Genomic DNA, 15025 nt, shown 5'->3' with positions numbered 1-15025 from the left:
AAAAACGCATAGTATTTTTTGATAAATTAGCTATAAAACAACAGAAAAAGGAGAAAATTGTGTTAGCTAACGCCTTAGGAGTTGGCGGTGATATTCTTGTAATAATCGCCTTCTTCCTACTACAAACACGTAGATTAAAATCTAGTGACTTAAGTTATTTAGTATTAAACATATTAGGATCTTTAGGAGTTCTATTTTCATTAATATATCATTGGAATTTACCAGCATTTGTTATAGAGGGAGCTTGGATCATTATTAGTGGCTATGGGGTATATAGCTATTTTAATGATAGAGTTAGAGCTTAAATCAGAAATTAACTGCTTTTATGAGTAATATTTTGAAGTGTATCAAGATAGATACCTGTTAATACAAAATTATTATAATTTGGATTTCTAACAGGTATAAGAGAGTAGGTAGCCATTTCTTTTTTAACAGTTCCTATATTTTTACAATCAATTTGATTAGTAATTATTTTTAGTTTCTTTTCTTTAAGAGGAGTGATTGTTTCAAATATGATATTTAAACAATTATTATACGTATGATTATTAATTGATATGCTAGGAATTTCTTTATGAACAATTAGTTTTTCTTTAACATCACCATATTTCTCAGGATGCTGGATACTTACTTCGCGATTAAGTTCTAATTTTTCAGGAAGTAAGATTGTACTAACTTTATAAAAATTATCTTTTATACTAACTGAGCCATTAGTAAAAAATGAGCCATCATTAAGTATATAGTGCATATTATATTTATTAATTACTTTACCTTTTGGATCAAGTATCTTAGTTGTATATAAACATTTAGTTTTATCTTTATTACAGTTTTCTATAGTAATATCTAAGAAGATTTCTTTTTTTGTTTTTAGATCAACTCTTTTATAGTGAAATGTTGTTCCAACATCTGTAGAGACATAGTTGGTACCTTTAAAAATAGGGCCATTATATGTTGAGCAACTGGTTAGTAAGAGAGTGGTTATTAGTAAAGCTAATAAAACTCTCATAATACCTCTCCTTTAGCAATAGATCAGTTTTTGATTATAGAAGAAAGAATGTTTGTGTAAACTACAGGAGCATTAGAGCCTCGAGTTTCTCTGAACTCTTCTTTAACTAAACCAATCCCTTTACAATATACTTCTTGGCTTTGTGTTTTGATAGTTTTGTCATTAATGTTGATGTTTGATTTAGCTTTAAGTTCAATACAATTTTTATAGTTTTTACCATTTACATTTATTTCTGGAATTTGTTTAGTAAATTCATAAGTGCCAGTAGATTGGCTATTTGCATTTGTACTACTACTTTTGCGAACTTTATTAAATTCAATATTCGCAGGGAGTAATAATGTTTCTTTTTCTAAATTTGGGTATTGTATATAAACAGCACCATCTTGTTTAATATCATAGGCATAACTTGATTCGGATCCATATGCTTTTTTATCAGAAGAATCTCTTATTTTGCTTACATACTTACATATGGTTTTGTCATCATTACAGCTTTTTATAGTAGTTTCTATTAAGAAATTATCTTTATCACTCGCATTTATTCTTTGGTAGTTATAAGTTGTACCAGCTTGAGTTGAAATATAGTCACTTCCTTTTAGCTCTAAGCTGTAACCAAGAGATATAGAGGCAATAGCTACCGTAGATATAAATATATATTTTTTCATATTATTTTGTTTCCTAATTTATCTAAGCTTGACTTTATCATATTTAAGATCAAATCTGTATTTATAACTAAATTAATTGATTAGTAATCTTTACTTGATAAGTTTATTTTATAATAAACATTTGGTTATAAATTAATGTTTGATCCTGATATTACAGATATGATAAATAGGTTGACAATATGGCTCTATTTGAGAAAATTAAAATTATATGTAATGTTGGTTTAGATAGTTTGTCAGGTTTTAGTCGTGTGCTAATGCTTTAGATGTTTTATATCTAATGGTATGTGGTGTGTGCTTACTTATGACTTATCAAATAGGGATAGAGTGATGATAAAAAGGTATGATGTAGCAGAAATTTCAAAAATATGGGCAGACGAGAATAAATATCGTAAGATGCTTGAAGTTGAATTAGCTATTTTAGAAGCTTTAGAGGATAAAATGGTTCCTAAAGGAACAGCTGCTGAGATCCGTTCTAAGGCAGAAATTAAACCTGAAAGAGTTGATGAGATCGAGAAAGTTACAAAACATGATATTATTGCATTTTGTACTTCAATAGCAGAGCAGTTTACTGCAGAAACTGGTAAGTTTTTCCATTTCGGCGTGACATCATCAGATATTATTGATTCAGCTCTAAGCTTACAGATTCGCGAGTCTTTAGCATTTGTTGCTAAAGACTTAGAAGCTTTATGTGATTCTCTACTAGTAAAAGCACAAGAGACAAAAGAAATTATTACTATGGGAAGAAGCCATGGTATGTTTGCAGAGCCTATGAGTTTTGGTCAGAAGTTTTTAGGAGCGTATGTTGAGTTTAAACGTAGGTTAAAAGATCTTAAAGAATTCCAAAAAGATGGTCTAACAGTACAGTTTTCTGGAGCTGTTGGTAATTATTGTATCTTAACTACAGAAGATGAGAAAAAAGCAGCAGATATTTTAGGGTTGCCTGTAGAGGAAGTTTCTACGCAGGTTATTCCTAGAGATAGAATTGCTAAATTAATTTCTATTCATGGTCTTATAGCTTCTGCTATTGAGAGATTGGCAGTTGAGATTAGACACTTACACAGAAGTGATGTTTTTGAAGTATATGAAGGTTTTTCTAAAGGTCAAAAAGGATCTTCAACTATGCCTCATAAGAAAAACCCAATTTCTACTGAGAATTTAACAGGTATGGCAAGAATGCTTAGATCACATGTGTCAATAGCATTAGAAAATTGTGTATTGTGGCATGAAAGAGATATCTCACATTCATCAGCAGAGCGTTTTTATCTTCCTGATAACTTTGGCATAATGGTTTATGCATTACGTAGGATGAAAAATACAATAGATAACCTTGTAGTTCAGAAAGATATCATAGAAGATAGAGTTAGAAGTACTAGTGCGTATTTATCAAGTTTCTACCTTCACTTCTTAGTAGCAAATACACCGTTTATGCGTGAAGATTGCTATAAAATTGTTCAGCAGGTAGCATTTGATCTAAAACCGGGAGAGTCTTTCTCTAAAAATCTACAAAAAGTTATGCAAGATGAACATAGCATTATACTTGATGTCCCTGAAATGGATTTTGAAGGTGTCAAAAAAACTTATCTAAAAGAGATAGATAATGTTTTTGAAAGAAGTACTAAATAATTAAGTATTACTATTTTTAATAGTCAAGATAAATCAAATCATAAAAATTAATGAAGATTGTATTAGTTTAAAGTTATTGTCTATCTAAATATGTAGGTGGTAAAATCCTTATATGTGAGTTTTCATTTGTTAAGTATATGGATCTCTTTTTTAGAAATTTAAACTTAAATAGTGAATGCAGGATATTTTCTGGTTCTAATGAGGTTTTTTCTTATAAGGATTTATTATCTAAGATAGTACAGTCAAGCGATTATTTCAAAAGTAATAATATTAAGAATATTATTTTTTGTGTTAAAAATAGTTATCGTTTTCTTTATTCTTGTTTGGGAGCTTTACACGCTGGAGTAAAGGTTACAATTTTTCATGCTGATTATCCGTATGAAACTATAGTATCAGTAGCATTAAGATTGCAAGCAGATTTGGTGATTTATGATTATTATAATGAAAAAACACTATTAGATAAGTTTGATATTAACTCTATCCTTCAGCTAACTGAAAAAATAGTATTAAGAGAGCATAGTTATTCAATTAAAGATGAGCTTGGTCAAGCAAGTAAAGAAGGTCAGATAGTATTGGGGTCTTCTGGAGCAACAGGTAAACCTAAGTTGATTAAGCATAACTTTACAAGTTTGATTAGCACAATAAAGTCATATACAGAAGTATTATCAATTACTTCACAAGATCGATGTATTATTGCTAGAGCAATGAGTCATATCTCTGGTTTGGGAGAGGTTTTATCATGTATTTCTGCAGGCTGCTCATTTATAGTGTTAGAAGATCTAGGTAGTTCAAATATTATTGAGAATATTATTAAGTATAAACCATCATATATATCTTTGTCTCCATCGGTTATTTATGATTTATTAACTAAAGCAGAGCAAGACATACAACTGAAAAATATATTTAATAAAACACGTAAAGTTCGTACAGGTGGAGGTTATGTTCCAGAGGATACTATAACTAAGTTTTATGAGTATTTTGCAATCAAGTTAGAGATCTTATATGGTGCCACAGAATGTAGTCCTATAATGTATAACTATCAAAAAAATGATAATAAAAGAGCAGCACTAGGTAAGCCTGTAGATGGAGTTGAAGTAAAGATATTAAGTAAACATGGATCTAAAGAAGTAGGATATGGAGATATAGGAGAGCTTTATATAAAGTCAAGATCTCTATTTAAAAGCTATATTTTAGATAATACGAGAGTTTGTGGTAATAATGATTGGTATTGTACGCAAGATTTAGTTAGAAAAGATAGCGAAGGTTATTATTGGTTTATTAGTAGAGCTAATGATTTAATACAAAAAAGTAATGAGAGTATTTTCCCAATTGAAATAGAAGAGGCAATGATTAGACATGACAAGATTATTTTATGCATTACGGTAGCAAAATCAGATCCTGTTTATAACTTTGTGCCTGTTGCTTGGTATAAAACCATAGATTGCGTACCCTTGAGTAAAAAAGAGATACTACAACATTTATCAAAATATATCAGAAAAATTATGATGCCTGAGATATTCCATCATTGTATTGAATTTCCTATGTTATCCAATGGTAAAGAGGATAGAAAAAAAATAGCTAAAATTAGTGAATCATTAAATTAAGAATGTATGTATTTAGTAAAGAAGAGTTTTTAGAAAAATTTAATCATTGTGTTTTTTTATGATGTTCTCTTGTATGCTCTTTATGATCATGTTGTTTTACTTTGTGGTGCTTGTGACTTGATGGGTCACTATGTGTTTGTACTGAGTGTTTGTTGTGACTAGGATCTCCGCCATGCTGTGTATGTGGATGAGACTTTTGATGATCTCTATGATCTAGATGATCCTTATTGTGTTTATGATCCTTATTATCGTATTTATCTTCCATTGTTTTTGATGTTGATACTTTAGTTTTTTGCATTTTTTCTGACATGAACCTAACCTCTAATTTGATTAACATCATATTCATGCTAACAAATAAAGATGCAATATGAAAGCATCTAGTAGATGACTCTTAACAAAAATTAAATTTTAAAAGTGGATTTTAGCCTAATATATAATATAATAAAGAAATGTAATTCATGATTATTACTGCCATGTTGTATAGACAAATAAAAACAGTCTTAAAAATACCAAGACATACGGTATATATTCTTATTATATATAGCATCTTGTTAGGATTTTTATCGCTTACTATACCAGTATCAGTACAGACTTTAGTAAACCTTGTAGGGGTTAGTCTATCTATACGACCTGTTATCTCTCTTATTACTATTTTATTTATACTTTTAACAGCAGCTTTTTTTGTTAGGATTTTTCAGCTAAAGTTGGTTGAAGATATTCAGCGTAAAGTTTTTGTTGAGACAGTCTTAAGAATTGTATCAGCTATTCATAAAGTTGATTTTGATAAGCTCAAAAGAATAAATATTAGAGAAAAAATTAATAGAACTTTTGAATTAAAATTTCTGCAAAAATCAGTAGCTGTAATTTTTATTATTTTGCTTGATATTTTCTTACAGACTTTATTCTGCGTGATTATTTTGGCATTTTATCATCCTTTATTTTTAGTTTTTGATATTTTGCTTGTTACATGTATTTTGCTTACTATATTTGTTCCATTAAGAGCAGGTTATGAAGCCGGTCTTAAAGAATCTAATTCTGTATATGATGTTGTCTACTGGTTCGAAGAAAAAACTGCTGAGTTTTTATCATTCCGTCAGTTGCCAGAAGAGGTATCTATAAAGAAAGTTGATACAAAGTTGTGTGACTATTTAGATAGTAGAAAGAAGTTTTTTAATGTTCTTTTTAGACAGCATGTTTATATAGGCTTAACTTATATATTTATTAATATCCTGCTTCTAGGTATTGGAAGTTATTTGATAATAAATGGTCAGCTTTCTATAGGCCAGTTAATTGCTGCAGAATTATTGGTAAATATAGTTTTATTAGGATTATTAAAATTTAGCCAATATTTATATGATTGTTATGGGTTTTTGGTAGCGACTAGAAAAATACTAGATCTTTTAGAAATATCAGATCGACAAGAAATTTCATCTGAACATAGAAGTGCTGAATTTACTGAAGGAGTAGATCTTTTAGAGATTAATTTAGGTAATGCTCAAGAATATTCATTTGATTTTAGTAAAAGTCATTTTAATAAGCTTTCCTTATCTACTGATGCAGCCCAAATGTTGTTAAGCTCTTTTTTTGGAGATACATTAGATAAAACCGTGAAAGTTAATGGTGTTTGTATTAGAAATTATAGAAAAGATCATATTAATGATAGTATCCATATTGCTAGTGGTATAGAAGTTGTTGCAGGTACAGTTCTAGATAACTTATGTGATGATTTTTCTCAAGAAAAATTAAAATATCTAAGTCAATTATTAGAGATGTTTGATATTCGCTTTTTAGAAGAAAAATTTGAGAAACGTATAGATTCTCAGACAATAAAATATAACGTTGTTTTTGATAGTGAAGTTGTACTTAAAATGAATATCATAAGAGCTATACTAAAAGCTCCTAAGCTTTTAGTATTAATTGACACATATGGGTTAGCTAGTAAAAATAGAGATTTTACAATTACGCGAATTTTAGGTGAGTTGGATATACCAACATTAATAATATCTATTGACTAAAGAGGATAACTATTTCAATGCAGCTAAAGTCTTACGCAATGTTAAAAAAGGATCCTAGTTTTAAAAAGATAATTTTTTTAGTTTTATTAAGTATTATTATTATAGGAATTGTTTTAGGAATGATTCCATGGCAACAGACAGTTGATGGTTATGGAGATGTTACTACTTTATCACCCTCTGAAAGACAGCAAAATATCTCAGCTCCTATTGGTGGAAGATTAGGTAAGTGGTATGTTTTTGAAGGAGATAGAGTTAAAAAAGGCGATCCAATAGTTGAGGTTTTAGACTTAGATCCTGAGGTTGTTTCGAGACTCGAGGATGAAAAAGCTGCAATAGAACTAGGTATAAAATCTGTAAAACTTGCAATAAAAAATGCTCAAAAGAATATTGAAAGACAAGGCTATCTAGTAACAAAAGGTGCTAGTACTCAAAGAATCTATGAGCAGGCGCAGATGGAGATGGTTAATTATACAAAAGATTTAGCTAAAGCAAATGTTGATTTAGCTAAGGTAAAAGTTCAGATTGCACGTCAACAAAGTCGTCTAGTAAGAGCTCCAACTGATGGTATTATTGTCGATCGTATTCATGGTCTTGGCGGAGTTATTGTAAAAAGTACAGATGTTTTAGCAACAATTGTACCAGATAGTAAATCACGAATAGTTGAGTTATGGTTAAACAGTATGGATATTCCATTAGTTAGTGTCGGAGATAAAGTGATGCTTCAATTTGAAGGTTGGCCAGCAATACAGTTTAGTGGTTGGCCTCAAGTTGCTATAGGAACTTTTGAAGGAGAGATTATATTTATTTCGCCACAGAATAATGCTCAAGGCCAGTTCAAAATTTTTGTAAAACAAAGTGGTAGTCGTGATTGGCCATCTCCAGATGTGCTTAGATTAGGTACCAAAGTTCATGGTTGGGTGTTGTTAAATAATGTTAGCTTAGGATATGAGCTATGGCGTAGATATAATGGTTTCCCAATAAACTTAAATAGTAAGGATCTGCATATAGGAGTTGATAAGAATAAGACTGTTAATAAGCCAGTAACTATTAAAGAACAAGTTAATAGTCAACCATCAAATATAAAATAACTTTAGTATGCCTTTCTTTATTTTTATGAGTGTCTTATAATTTTAGGGTATTTTTAGATAATTTATTTAGGTGTTTTAAATGGATAAGAAGTTAGTAGAGCATATTGCTAGGCTATCTAGTTTTGACTTAACTGATGCACAGCTAGAGCAATATACACAAGATCTTACAAATATTTGTAAGATTTTAGATACAGTCAAAGATTTTGATGCTCAAGGTGTAGAACCTATGGTTTCACCTATTAGTATGGATTTTAAATTTCGTGAAGATATTCCTCAAGATCAGGATAATAGAGCAAGTTTTGATAAGTTTGCCTGTGAAGTTGTTGATGATTATTTCATGGTTCCACAGGTTATTAAATAGGTTTAGTTATGTCATATATTAAAAAATTAAGAGCTCGTCTAGATAGTGGTGAGATAACATCAGTTGAGTTAGCTAAGCAATATATAGCTAAAATAAAAGATCAGGATAAGCAAATAAATTCGGTAATTACTCTGTGTGAAGAGCATGCTATAAAAGAAGCTAAAGAGGCCGATCGTATTATATCTGAAGGTGAGCAAGGATTATTAACAGGGATTCCTATTTTACATAAAGACCTTTTTTGTACTAAGGATATTAGGACTACAGCAGCATCAAAGATGTTAGATAATTTCATTGCTCCTTATGATTCTACGGTAACTAAAAATTGTAAAGATCAAGGCATGATAACTCTGGGTAAGCTTAATATGGATGAGTTTGCTATGGGCTCTACGAATGAACATAGTTATTATGGAGCGGTGAGTAATCCTTGGGATTTAGAGAGAGTGCCGGGTGGTTCATCAGGAGGTTCGGCTGCTGCAGTAGCTGCTGGGTTTGCACCTGTTAGTACTGGCTCAGATACAGGAGGCTCTGTTAGACAGCCTGCTAGTTTCTGTGGTCTGACAGCGATGAAGCCAACTTATGGTAGTACATCTAGGTTTGGAATGGTTTCTTTTGCATCATCTTTTGATCAGGCTGGGATATTTGGACACTATGCTGAAGATGTTGCAATTATGCTAGATACTATTGCTGGAGAGTGTGAGTTTGACTCAACTTGTGTTGGAGTAGAGGAGAATCTTTTTACTAAAGATTTAGAAAAAAATATTGCTGGGAAGGTAATAGGAGTAGATGAAAGTTTAATTAAAGATCTACCTGCACAAGTCCAAGAAGCAGTGCAAAAAACTTTAGAAAAATTTAAAGAGTTAGGAGCTGAAATTAAATCTGTAAAAGTACCTGATTTGAAAGAGGCTTTATCTACTTATTATATTATCACTCCGGCAGAGGCTGCAGCTAATTTAGCTAGATACGATGGTGTTAGATATGGTTATCGTAACCCTGAAGCTAAGAATTTAGATGAATTATACAGAAAATCACGTACAGATGGCTTTGGTGATGAGGTTAAACGTAGAATCATGATAGGTAACTATGTGTTAGCTTCTAGTCAATATGATTCATATTACAACAAAGCTCAGCAGTTACGTAGAATAATGACAGATCAAATTAATGAGATATTTACTGAAGTTGATGCTATATTTATGCCTGCATCACCAAGTGAAGCTTTCAAAAAAGGTGATAAGCTTGACCCTGTTTCAGCATATCTGTCAGATATTTATACAATTACGGCAAATATTTCAGGCTTGCCAGCTATATCGTTCCCAATTGGCTTTGCAAATGGTTTACCTGTAGGTGGGCAGCTTATGGCAAGAGCTTTTAATGATAATGTTTTAACGCAGATTGTAACGCAGTATCAAAAGCATACTAATGTAGAAGAATTTATTTTAGAGCAAGCGAGGATTTAATAGTGAATTGGGAAATGGTAATAGGACTAGAGGTTCATATTCAGTTAAGTACTAAATCTAAGCTGTTTTCAACCTCTGCGACAAAATATGGGCAACATCAAAATACACAGGCAGCATTTTTAGATTTAGGTTTGCCAGGAACTTTACCTGTAGTAAATAAAGAAGTTATCCGCAAAGCAACGATGTTTGGTTTAGCTGTTGATGCAAAGATTTCAAAGAATAGTTTTTTTGCACGTAAGAATTATTTTTATCCAGATTTACCAAAAGGATATCAGATAAGTCAGTCAACAAACCCTATAGTCCAAGAGGGTAGGCTAGATATTGAAACTTCAAAAGGGCAGAAAACTATTCGTATAGAGAGGGCTCATTTAGAAGAAGATGCAGGGAAATCTGTTCATGGATATGTGGCTGGAGAGACTGGCTTAGATTATAACCGTGCTGGGACCCCACTTTTAGAGATTGTGACATATCCAGATTTTAGATCAGCTGAAGAAGTTGTTGTGTATCTAAAAAAATTACACCAACTAGTTAAGCATCTTGGGATTTGTGATGGTAATATGCAAGAAGGCTCATTTAGATGTGATGTGAATCTATCTATTAGACCAGAAGGCCAAGCTGAGTTTGGTACACGAGCAGAATTAAAAAATATTAACTCATTCAGATTTATTGATAAAGCTATTGAATATGAATATGCTCGTCAAGTAGCTGTATTAGAATCAGGAGGAGAGGTTATTCAAGAAACTCGCCTTTATGATGCAGATGCTAATGAAACGCGTTCAATGCGTGCAAAAGAAGATGCTTTTGATTATAGATACTTCCCAGATCCTGATTTATTACCTTTAATTATTACAGATGAGTATATTGATAGTATAAAAAAACAAATGCCTTTAAGGCCAGAGGAACGTGAGGCAGTATACCGTCAACATTTAGCAGATCAAGAGGTGGAATTTTTGCTGTCAAATCTTGAGATTGCAGATTACTATGATAAGGTTGCATTAGTAATAGGATATAAACCAGCGTATAATTGGGTAACGGTTGATTTAATATCAACTTTAAATAGGGCTGAAAAAGAGTTCTCTGCAGAGGTTGTTCCAGCAGAAGTTTTATTAGATATTATTAGTAATGTACAGAAAGATGTTATTTCACAAGCTAATGGTAAGAAAGTAATAGCTAGTTATATCGAATCAGCTGAGTTGGTTGATGCTATTATTGATAAGTTAGGCTTAAAACAAGTTTCTGATGAGGGAGCTATACGTGAGCTAGTACAAAATATAATAATAGCTAACCCACAGCAAGCAGCAGATTTTAAGGCTGGTAAGACTAAATTGATGGGCTTCTTTGTTGGTCAAGCTATGAAAGCAAGTAAAGGCAAGGCTAATCCTAAGCAAGTTAACCAAATAGTTCAAGAAGAATTAAATAAATAGGAAAAACTATGAATACTAATAAATTTTACTATGATCTTATGAAGTTGAATGTTTTAAGTAGTAATTATGTTGATGATGCATATAAAGCTGCATGGGAAGGTAATGTTTACCCATTTTTTCATGATAGTAAATATGAGTTTCATTATGAAGTTGCAAAGTATTTTGACAGAGCTGATGAGAAAACTATAGATAAACTTTGTTCGGTGCTTGATGACTATATTGATGAAAAATCAGATTTTACCGATTTTGAGAAAAAAGTGGAAAAGATAGTTGGTAAAGGTAATGTCTTTTATGTTTTAAACTATATTTTTAAAGCAGGTCAGTATAAGAGACTTTTGGCAAATATTCAGTTGAACAAAATACATTTTAGTCAGCATTTCATTGATCGTTTTGAAGCTCATGGTTACTGGATATAATTTTAATATCTTTTTTTAATTTTATATATATACAGAAAGGTCAAGAGTAATTGTATTCATATGCTTTTTATTATATAGCTGTTGATATGAATATTCTAAACCCATTAGTACGTTATTGTCAAAGTAAGCTCGTTGTGAAGAAAGTAGTAGCTGTCTTTGTATTCCTATTGGAGATTTCCCAAAAGAAAGTGGAGATGCTGTTAAAGCCATGGGTATATCTTTGGCATTGTATGTTTGACCATAAGATGCGCCAAAGTTAGTGTTTCTGCCTCTTAGCACTAAAGAGTAGTTCAATGCGCTATACCATCCACCAGCTAAAACGTTCTGATTATTACCATCGAAGTTCTCTTTATTAGTAGTCGTTGCCCAACCAGCACCTATGTTTAAAAAGCCTGATGCTACAGCGTAGGTTAAGTTACCATTGATATTATAGCTACCTATTTTTCCACTAGGATCATTTTGATTTGCTAGAAATGTTTTAAAAGAACCATTACCAGCTCCTGCTACATTATAAACATAGCCAGTGTTAAAACCAGCTGCTAAATTATCAGTCCATTTATCTGCATAGAAAATAGCTGTTGAAAAGTTAGCTTGATTATCGTTAGATCCAAAAACAGCCACATTGGCATTTAGTATGCTATTCTTATAATTGATAGATACGTTAGTTGCTTTACCAGGAGCTAAAAAGCTTATCGTGCCGCCAGTCCAAGGACCACCTCCACCAAATGTCCCTACAGATAATTTATTTCTTCCAGCTGTTACAAAAAATGGCGAAGTATCTAAGTTACCAAAAATCACAAAAGCATTGCCAAGTCCAAAACCACCAGTCTCATCTGTATCAAAGTCAAATTGAGCGGTAACATAATGCCCAATGTTTGATAAAAAGAATAATTTTGCAGCAGTTAGGTAAATATTCTGTCCATCATGTGGTAGCGTGTAGGTTTTTGTCGTACTAGCATTAGATATTCCACTACTACCAAACCATGATTGGGCATCTGCCTCAAGTTTGCCACCAAAAAATATTCCATAATCATCAAATTTACCTCGTTGTCCGATTAATGTTGAAGCAAATAAGCTACTAGATATCATTCCTATTGGGATGCTGTTACTACCTGAATATGCTCCAAGGAAAGTTACTTCTCCTTGAGTGGTAATTGCTGGTGCATTTCCAACGTTTATTCCGCCACTGCTACTAAAGATTCCACCTATTGATTTTCCTCTTAAATTTATGATTGAATTATCTTCATTAATATTGTTAACAACTTCAGATGTTTCTCTTTTATTTGATAAGAATGAATTCAAACCGTTGTTATTAACTTTTGAACTATAAGTTGTAAAGCTAGATGACTCAGAAGAGTTTGTCTTTTGCTGTTGTAATACAAGTATTTGGTATTTCATGTTTTTTATTTTAGACTCTAAATCTTGTATGGCTTGTTGCTCATTTAGGTTTGAGCCAATTGTTGCTTGGTTCTTCTGCTCTGCGATAGCAATTCCTAAAGAAGAAATAAGAATAAATAGAGTGCGTATTAGTAATAATTTGATAGTTAGATTCATTTGCATTGTGCGTTAATTTAATGTTAAAAATAAATTATCAGCGAATGATATATTTAATGTAACTAATAATCAATATCATTTACAGAAGTATTACTGTATTTTTTGGTATTTGTGATGGGAATGAATAATATTCATGCCTATAGATACAAGTGATTGATACTAGCTTTTAGGGGGTAGTTTAAAATTGTTTGCTAAAAGGCTTTATTTGTCGCTAAGAGGAGAATATAAGAATTTTATTTAAATTTGTTAGAGGATTATTTTTTAAGGCAAGATTTACATCTGACATAAATATTAAGGTTATGATCTATTATTTCTGCACCTACAGATTCAACTATTTGCTTTTGTAGTTTTTCTATTTCTTCATTGTAAAATTCTTGTATTTCATTACATTCGATACATATCATATGGTCATGGTGATCACCTTGGTTTAGTTCATACATGACCTGATCACCATCTAATTTAAGGCGGCTTATTATGCCTGCCGATTCAAACTGTCCAAGAACTCTGTATACTGTTGCTATACCTGTACTACTACCCTGAGACTTAAGCTCAGAGAATACATCATCTGCACTAAAGTGTTTGTCTAGATTTTCTTCAAATAGCTTAAGTATTTCTAAGCGAGGCTGAGTGACTTTAAACCCAAATTTTTTTAGATCAAAATTTTTAGAACTCATTTTTTTACTTCTTATGACTGTTGCTATGCTAAATTCTTACACAATTGATGCTATTAATGCAAATAAATATTAGCATCTAATTATTGATTAATAGAAATTACAGGTGTTTTTACATGTGTTTTATTAAAAATAAATTAATAATGCGTGTGTTTTAGATTAATAAAAATTGTAATGGATCTTGAGCTTTAGGTATCTACTGTATAAATAGTCTTCTAACTTTGTACTTGATGACTAATTATGCTATTATTGGCACACTTAAATTATATTTATAATTTTGCTATGACTGCTAACATTTATGGACAGTTTGCTCCGATTTTGATATTTCTTATTATCGCTTTTGGGTTGGGCGCTACCTTTGCAATAGTTGGTAAGGTTTTATCTACTATTGTTGGTGCGAACAATCCTGGCAATGCAAAAGGAGAGACATTTGAATGTGGTTTCCCGACTTTTGGCGATGCTAGAGAAAAGTTAGATGTACGATTTTATCTGATTGCGGTGTTATTTTTGATTTTTGACTTGGAATTGGCGTTCATTATTCCCTGGGGGATAAATTTGAGAGCTAGTGCAGGAGTTCCAGCAATTTCAGATCATGCCTTTGTGGCGATGATTGTCTTTTTGGTGGTGCTGTTTCTAGGCTTGATATATGCTTGGAAGAAAGGAGCTTTGGAATGGGAATAGGTAACGAAAATAAAGGATTTATAACAGCAAGTGCTGATGCCCTTATAAACTGGGTTCGAACAGGATCTCTTTGGCCTGTTACGACAGGCTTAGCTTGTTGTGCTGTGGAGATGATGCATGCGGGAGCAGCAAGGTATGATCTGGATAGGTTTGGGATTGTGTTTAGACCATCTCCTAGGCAGTCTGATGTGCTTATTGTTGCAGGAACTTTATGTAATAAAATGGCTCCAGCATTAAGACAAGTTTATGATCAGATGCCGGATCCTAAATGGGTGATCTCTATGGGGTCATGTGCTAATGGTGGTGGATACTACCACTATTCTTATTCTGTTGTTAGAGGTTGTGACAGGATCGTTCCTGTTGATATATATGTTCCAGGTTGTCCTCCAACTGCTGAGGCTTTAGTTTATGGAATTATACAGCTGCAAAACAAAATTGTTAGAACAAATACTATAGCGAGGAAGTAATA

16 protein-coding genes are annotated in these 15025 nt (G+C 31.9%); 11 read left to right on the top strand and 5 right to left on the bottom strand.

Translation table 11 applies throughout. From position 1 onward, the window contains the following. Window positions 1-59: 59 nt before the first annotated feature. A complete protein-coding gene (locus R8535_RS03310) occupies window positions 60-305 on the top strand; it encodes a CBU_0592 family membrane protein (RefSeq protein WP_329496541.1) in 246 nt (81 codons plus the stop codon). Window positions 306-313: 8 nt separating this feature from the next. Here R8535_RS03310 and R8535_RS03305 read toward each other — a convergent pair whose 3' ends face one another. Together R8535_RS03305 and R8535_RS03300 are read right to left on the bottom strand one after the other, a co-directional pair. After that, window positions 314-1003, bottom strand: coding sequence for a hypothetical protein (locus R8535_RS03305; RefSeq protein ID WP_329496539.1), 690 nt, complete (start codon window positions 1001-1003; stop codon window positions 314-316). Window positions 1004-1026: 23 nt separating this feature from the next. After that, complete coding sequence (locus tag R8535_RS03300) at window positions 1027-1665, bottom strand: hypothetical protein (RefSeq protein ID WP_329496537.1); 639 nt, start codon at window positions 1663-1665, stop codon at window positions 1027-1029. A gap of 327 nt (window positions 1666-1992) precedes the next feature. On the opposite strand from R8535_RS03300, the gene purB reads away from it, so the two are divergent. Beyond that, window positions 1993-3288 carry an adenylosuccinate lyase gene (gene purB, locus R8535_RS03295; protein WP_329496535.1) on the top strand — a complete coding sequence of 432 codons (1296 nt, stop codon included), beginning with the start codon at window positions 1993-1995 and terminating at the stop codon, window positions 3286-3288. Window positions 3289-3425: 137 nt separating this feature from the next. Further along, window positions 3426-4892 carry a class I adenylate-forming enzyme family protein gene (locus R8535_RS03290; protein WP_329496533.1) on the top strand — a complete coding sequence of 489 codons (1467 nt, stop codon included), beginning with the start codon at window positions 3426-3428 and terminating at the stop codon, window positions 4890-4892. Window positions 4893-4935: 43 nt separating this feature from the next. Here the strand turns inward: R8535_RS03290 and R8535_RS03285 are convergent, their stop codons facing one another. Beyond that, the gene (locus R8535_RS03285) at window positions 4936-5202 is read right to left on the bottom strand and encodes a hypothetical protein (RefSeq protein WP_329496532.1); all 267 of its coding nucleotides are present in this window, start codon (window positions 5200-5202) and stop codon (window positions 4936-4938) included. 163 nt (window positions 5203-5365) lie between these two features. Here R8535_RS03285 and R8535_RS03280 point away from each other — a divergent pair, with 163 nt between their 5' ends. The 6 genes from R8535_RS03280 to R8535_RS03255 all read left to right on the top strand — a co-directional run bounded on the left by R8535_RS03280 (window position 5366) and on the right by R8535_RS03255 (window position 11650). Then, a complete protein-coding gene (locus tag R8535_RS03280) occupies window positions 5366-6907 on the top strand; it encodes an ABC transporter ATP-binding protein (protein ID WP_329496584.1) in 1542 nt (513 codons plus the stop codon). Window positions 6908-6924: 17 nt separating this feature from the next. Further along, entirely contained in the window at window positions 6925-7995 is a 1071-nt protein-coding gene (locus tag R8535_RS03275; protein ID WP_329496530.1) for an HlyD family secretion protein, read from the top strand. A gap of 79 nt (window positions 7996-8074) precedes the next feature. After that, entirely contained in the window at window positions 8075-8356 is a 282-nt protein-coding gene (gene gatC, locus R8535_RS03270; RefSeq protein ID WP_329496529.1) for an Asp-tRNA(Asn)/Glu-tRNA(Gln) amidotransferase subunit GatC, read from the top strand. Between the two features lie 8 nt (window positions 8357-8364). Then, complete coding sequence (gene gatA, locus R8535_RS03265) at window positions 8365-9810, top strand: Asp-tRNA(Asn)/Glu-tRNA(Gln) amidotransferase subunit GatA (RefSeq protein ID WP_329496528.1); 1446 nt, start codon at window positions 8365-8367, stop codon at window positions 9808-9810. A gap of 2 nt (window positions 9811-9812) precedes the next feature. Continuing rightward, complete coding sequence (gatB, locus tag R8535_RS03260) at window positions 9813-11234, top strand: Asp-tRNA(Asn)/Glu-tRNA(Gln) amidotransferase subunit GatB (RefSeq protein ID WP_329496526.1); 1422 nt, start codon at window positions 9813-9815, stop codon at window positions 11232-11234. A gap of 8 nt (window positions 11235-11242) precedes the next feature. Then, window positions 11243-11650: a hypothetical protein gene (locus R8535_RS03255; protein ID WP_329496525.1), complete on the top strand. Its 408-nt coding sequence runs from the start codon at window positions 11243-11245 to the stop codon at window positions 11648-11650. A gap of 21 nt (window positions 11651-11671) precedes the next feature. Here the strand turns inward: R8535_RS03255 and fslE are convergent, their stop codons facing one another. Beyond that, window positions 11672-13204: a rhizoferrin import outer membrane protein FslE gene (gene fslE, locus R8535_RS03250; RefSeq protein WP_329496582.1), complete on the bottom strand. Its 1533-nt coding sequence runs from the start codon at window positions 13202-13204 to the stop codon at window positions 11672-11674. Between the two features lie 254 nt (window positions 13205-13458). Beyond that, complete coding sequence (locus tag R8535_RS03245) at window positions 13459-13878, bottom strand: Fur family transcriptional regulator (protein WP_329496524.1); 420 nt, start codon at window positions 13876-13878, stop codon at window positions 13459-13461. A gap of 279 nt (window positions 13879-14157) precedes the next feature. Between R8535_RS03245 and ndhC the strand changes: the two genes are divergently transcribed. Continuing rightward, complete coding sequence (gene ndhC / locus R8535_RS03240) at window positions 14158-14556, top strand: NADH-quinone oxidoreductase subunit A (RefSeq protein WP_329496580.1); 399 nt, start codon at window positions 14158-14160, stop codon at window positions 14554-14556. Next, window positions 14547-15023 (top strand): NuoB/complex I 20 kDa subunit family protein, encoded by a 477-nt coding sequence (locus R8535_RS03235; protein WP_329477433.1) that lies wholly within the window; start codon window positions 14547-14549, stop codon window positions 15021-15023. Before ndhC ends, R8535_RS03235 begins: the two co-directional genes overlap by 10 nt. Window positions 15024-15025 lie beyond the last annotated feature (2 nt).

Source organism: Francisella sp. 19S2-4 (assembly GCF_036281795.1).
GTDB lineage: Bacteria > Pseudomonadota > Gammaproteobacteria > Francisellales > Francisellaceae > Francisella.
Note: the sequence above shows the minus strand (reverse complement) of the source record. Positions and strands in the feature narration are given on the sequence as shown.

What these genes read in the sequence shown, in the direction of transcription:
- R8535_RS03235 (WP_329477433.1), top strand. Translation starts at nt 14,547, where the DNA reads ATGGGAATAGGTAACGAAAATAAAGGATTTATAACAGCAAGTGCTGAT.
- R8535_RS03300 (WP_329496537.1), bottom strand. Translation starts at nt 1,665, where the DNA reads ATGAAAAAATATATATTTATATCTACGGTAGCTATTGCCTCTATATCT.
- R8535_RS03255 (WP_329496525.1), top strand. Translation starts at nt 11,243, where the DNA reads ATGAATACTAATAAATTTTACTATGATCTTATGAAGTTGAATGTTTTA.
- ndhC (WP_329496580.1), top strand. Translation starts at nt 14,158, where the DNA reads ATGACTGCTAACATTTATGGACAGTTTGCTCCGATTTTGATATTTCTT.
- R8535_RS03245 (WP_329496524.1), bottom strand. Translation starts at nt 13,878, where the DNA reads ATGAGTTCTAAAAATTTTGATCTAAAAAAATTTGGGTTTAAAGTCACT.
- R8535_RS03285 (WP_329496532.1), bottom strand. Translation starts at nt 5,202, where the DNA reads ATGTCAGAAAAAATGCAAAAAACTAAAGTATCAACATCAAAAACAATG.
- purB (WP_329496535.1), top strand. Translation starts at nt 1,993, where the DNA reads ATGATAAAAAGGTATGATGTAGCAGAAATTTCAAAAATATGGGCAGAC.
- R8535_RS03280 (WP_329496584.1), top strand. Translation starts at nt 5,366, where the DNA reads ATGTTGTATAGACAAATAAAAACAGTCTTAAAAATACCAAGACATACG.
- R8535_RS03290 (WP_329496533.1), top strand. Translation starts at nt 3,426, where the DNA reads ATGGATCTCTTTTTTAGAAATTTAAACTTAAATAGTGAATGCAGGATA.
- fslE (WP_329496582.1), bottom strand. Translation starts at nt 13,204, where the DNA reads ATGAATCTAACTATCAAATTATTACTAATACGCACTCTATTTATTCTT.
- gatC (WP_329496529.1), top strand. Translation starts at nt 8,075, where the DNA reads ATGGATAAGAAGTTAGTAGAGCATATTGCTAGGCTATCTAGTTTTGAC.
- gatA (WP_329496528.1), top strand. Translation starts at nt 8,365, where the DNA reads ATGTCATATATTAAAAAATTAAGAGCTCGTCTAGATAGTGGTGAGATA.
- R8535_RS03275 (WP_329496530.1), top strand. Translation starts at nt 6,925, where the DNA reads ATGCAGCTAAAGTCTTACGCAATGTTAAAAAAGGATCCTAGTTTTAAA.
- R8535_RS03305 (WP_329496539.1), bottom strand. Translation starts at nt 1,003, where the DNA reads ATGAGAGTTTTATTAGCTTTACTAATAACCACTCTCTTACTAACCAGT.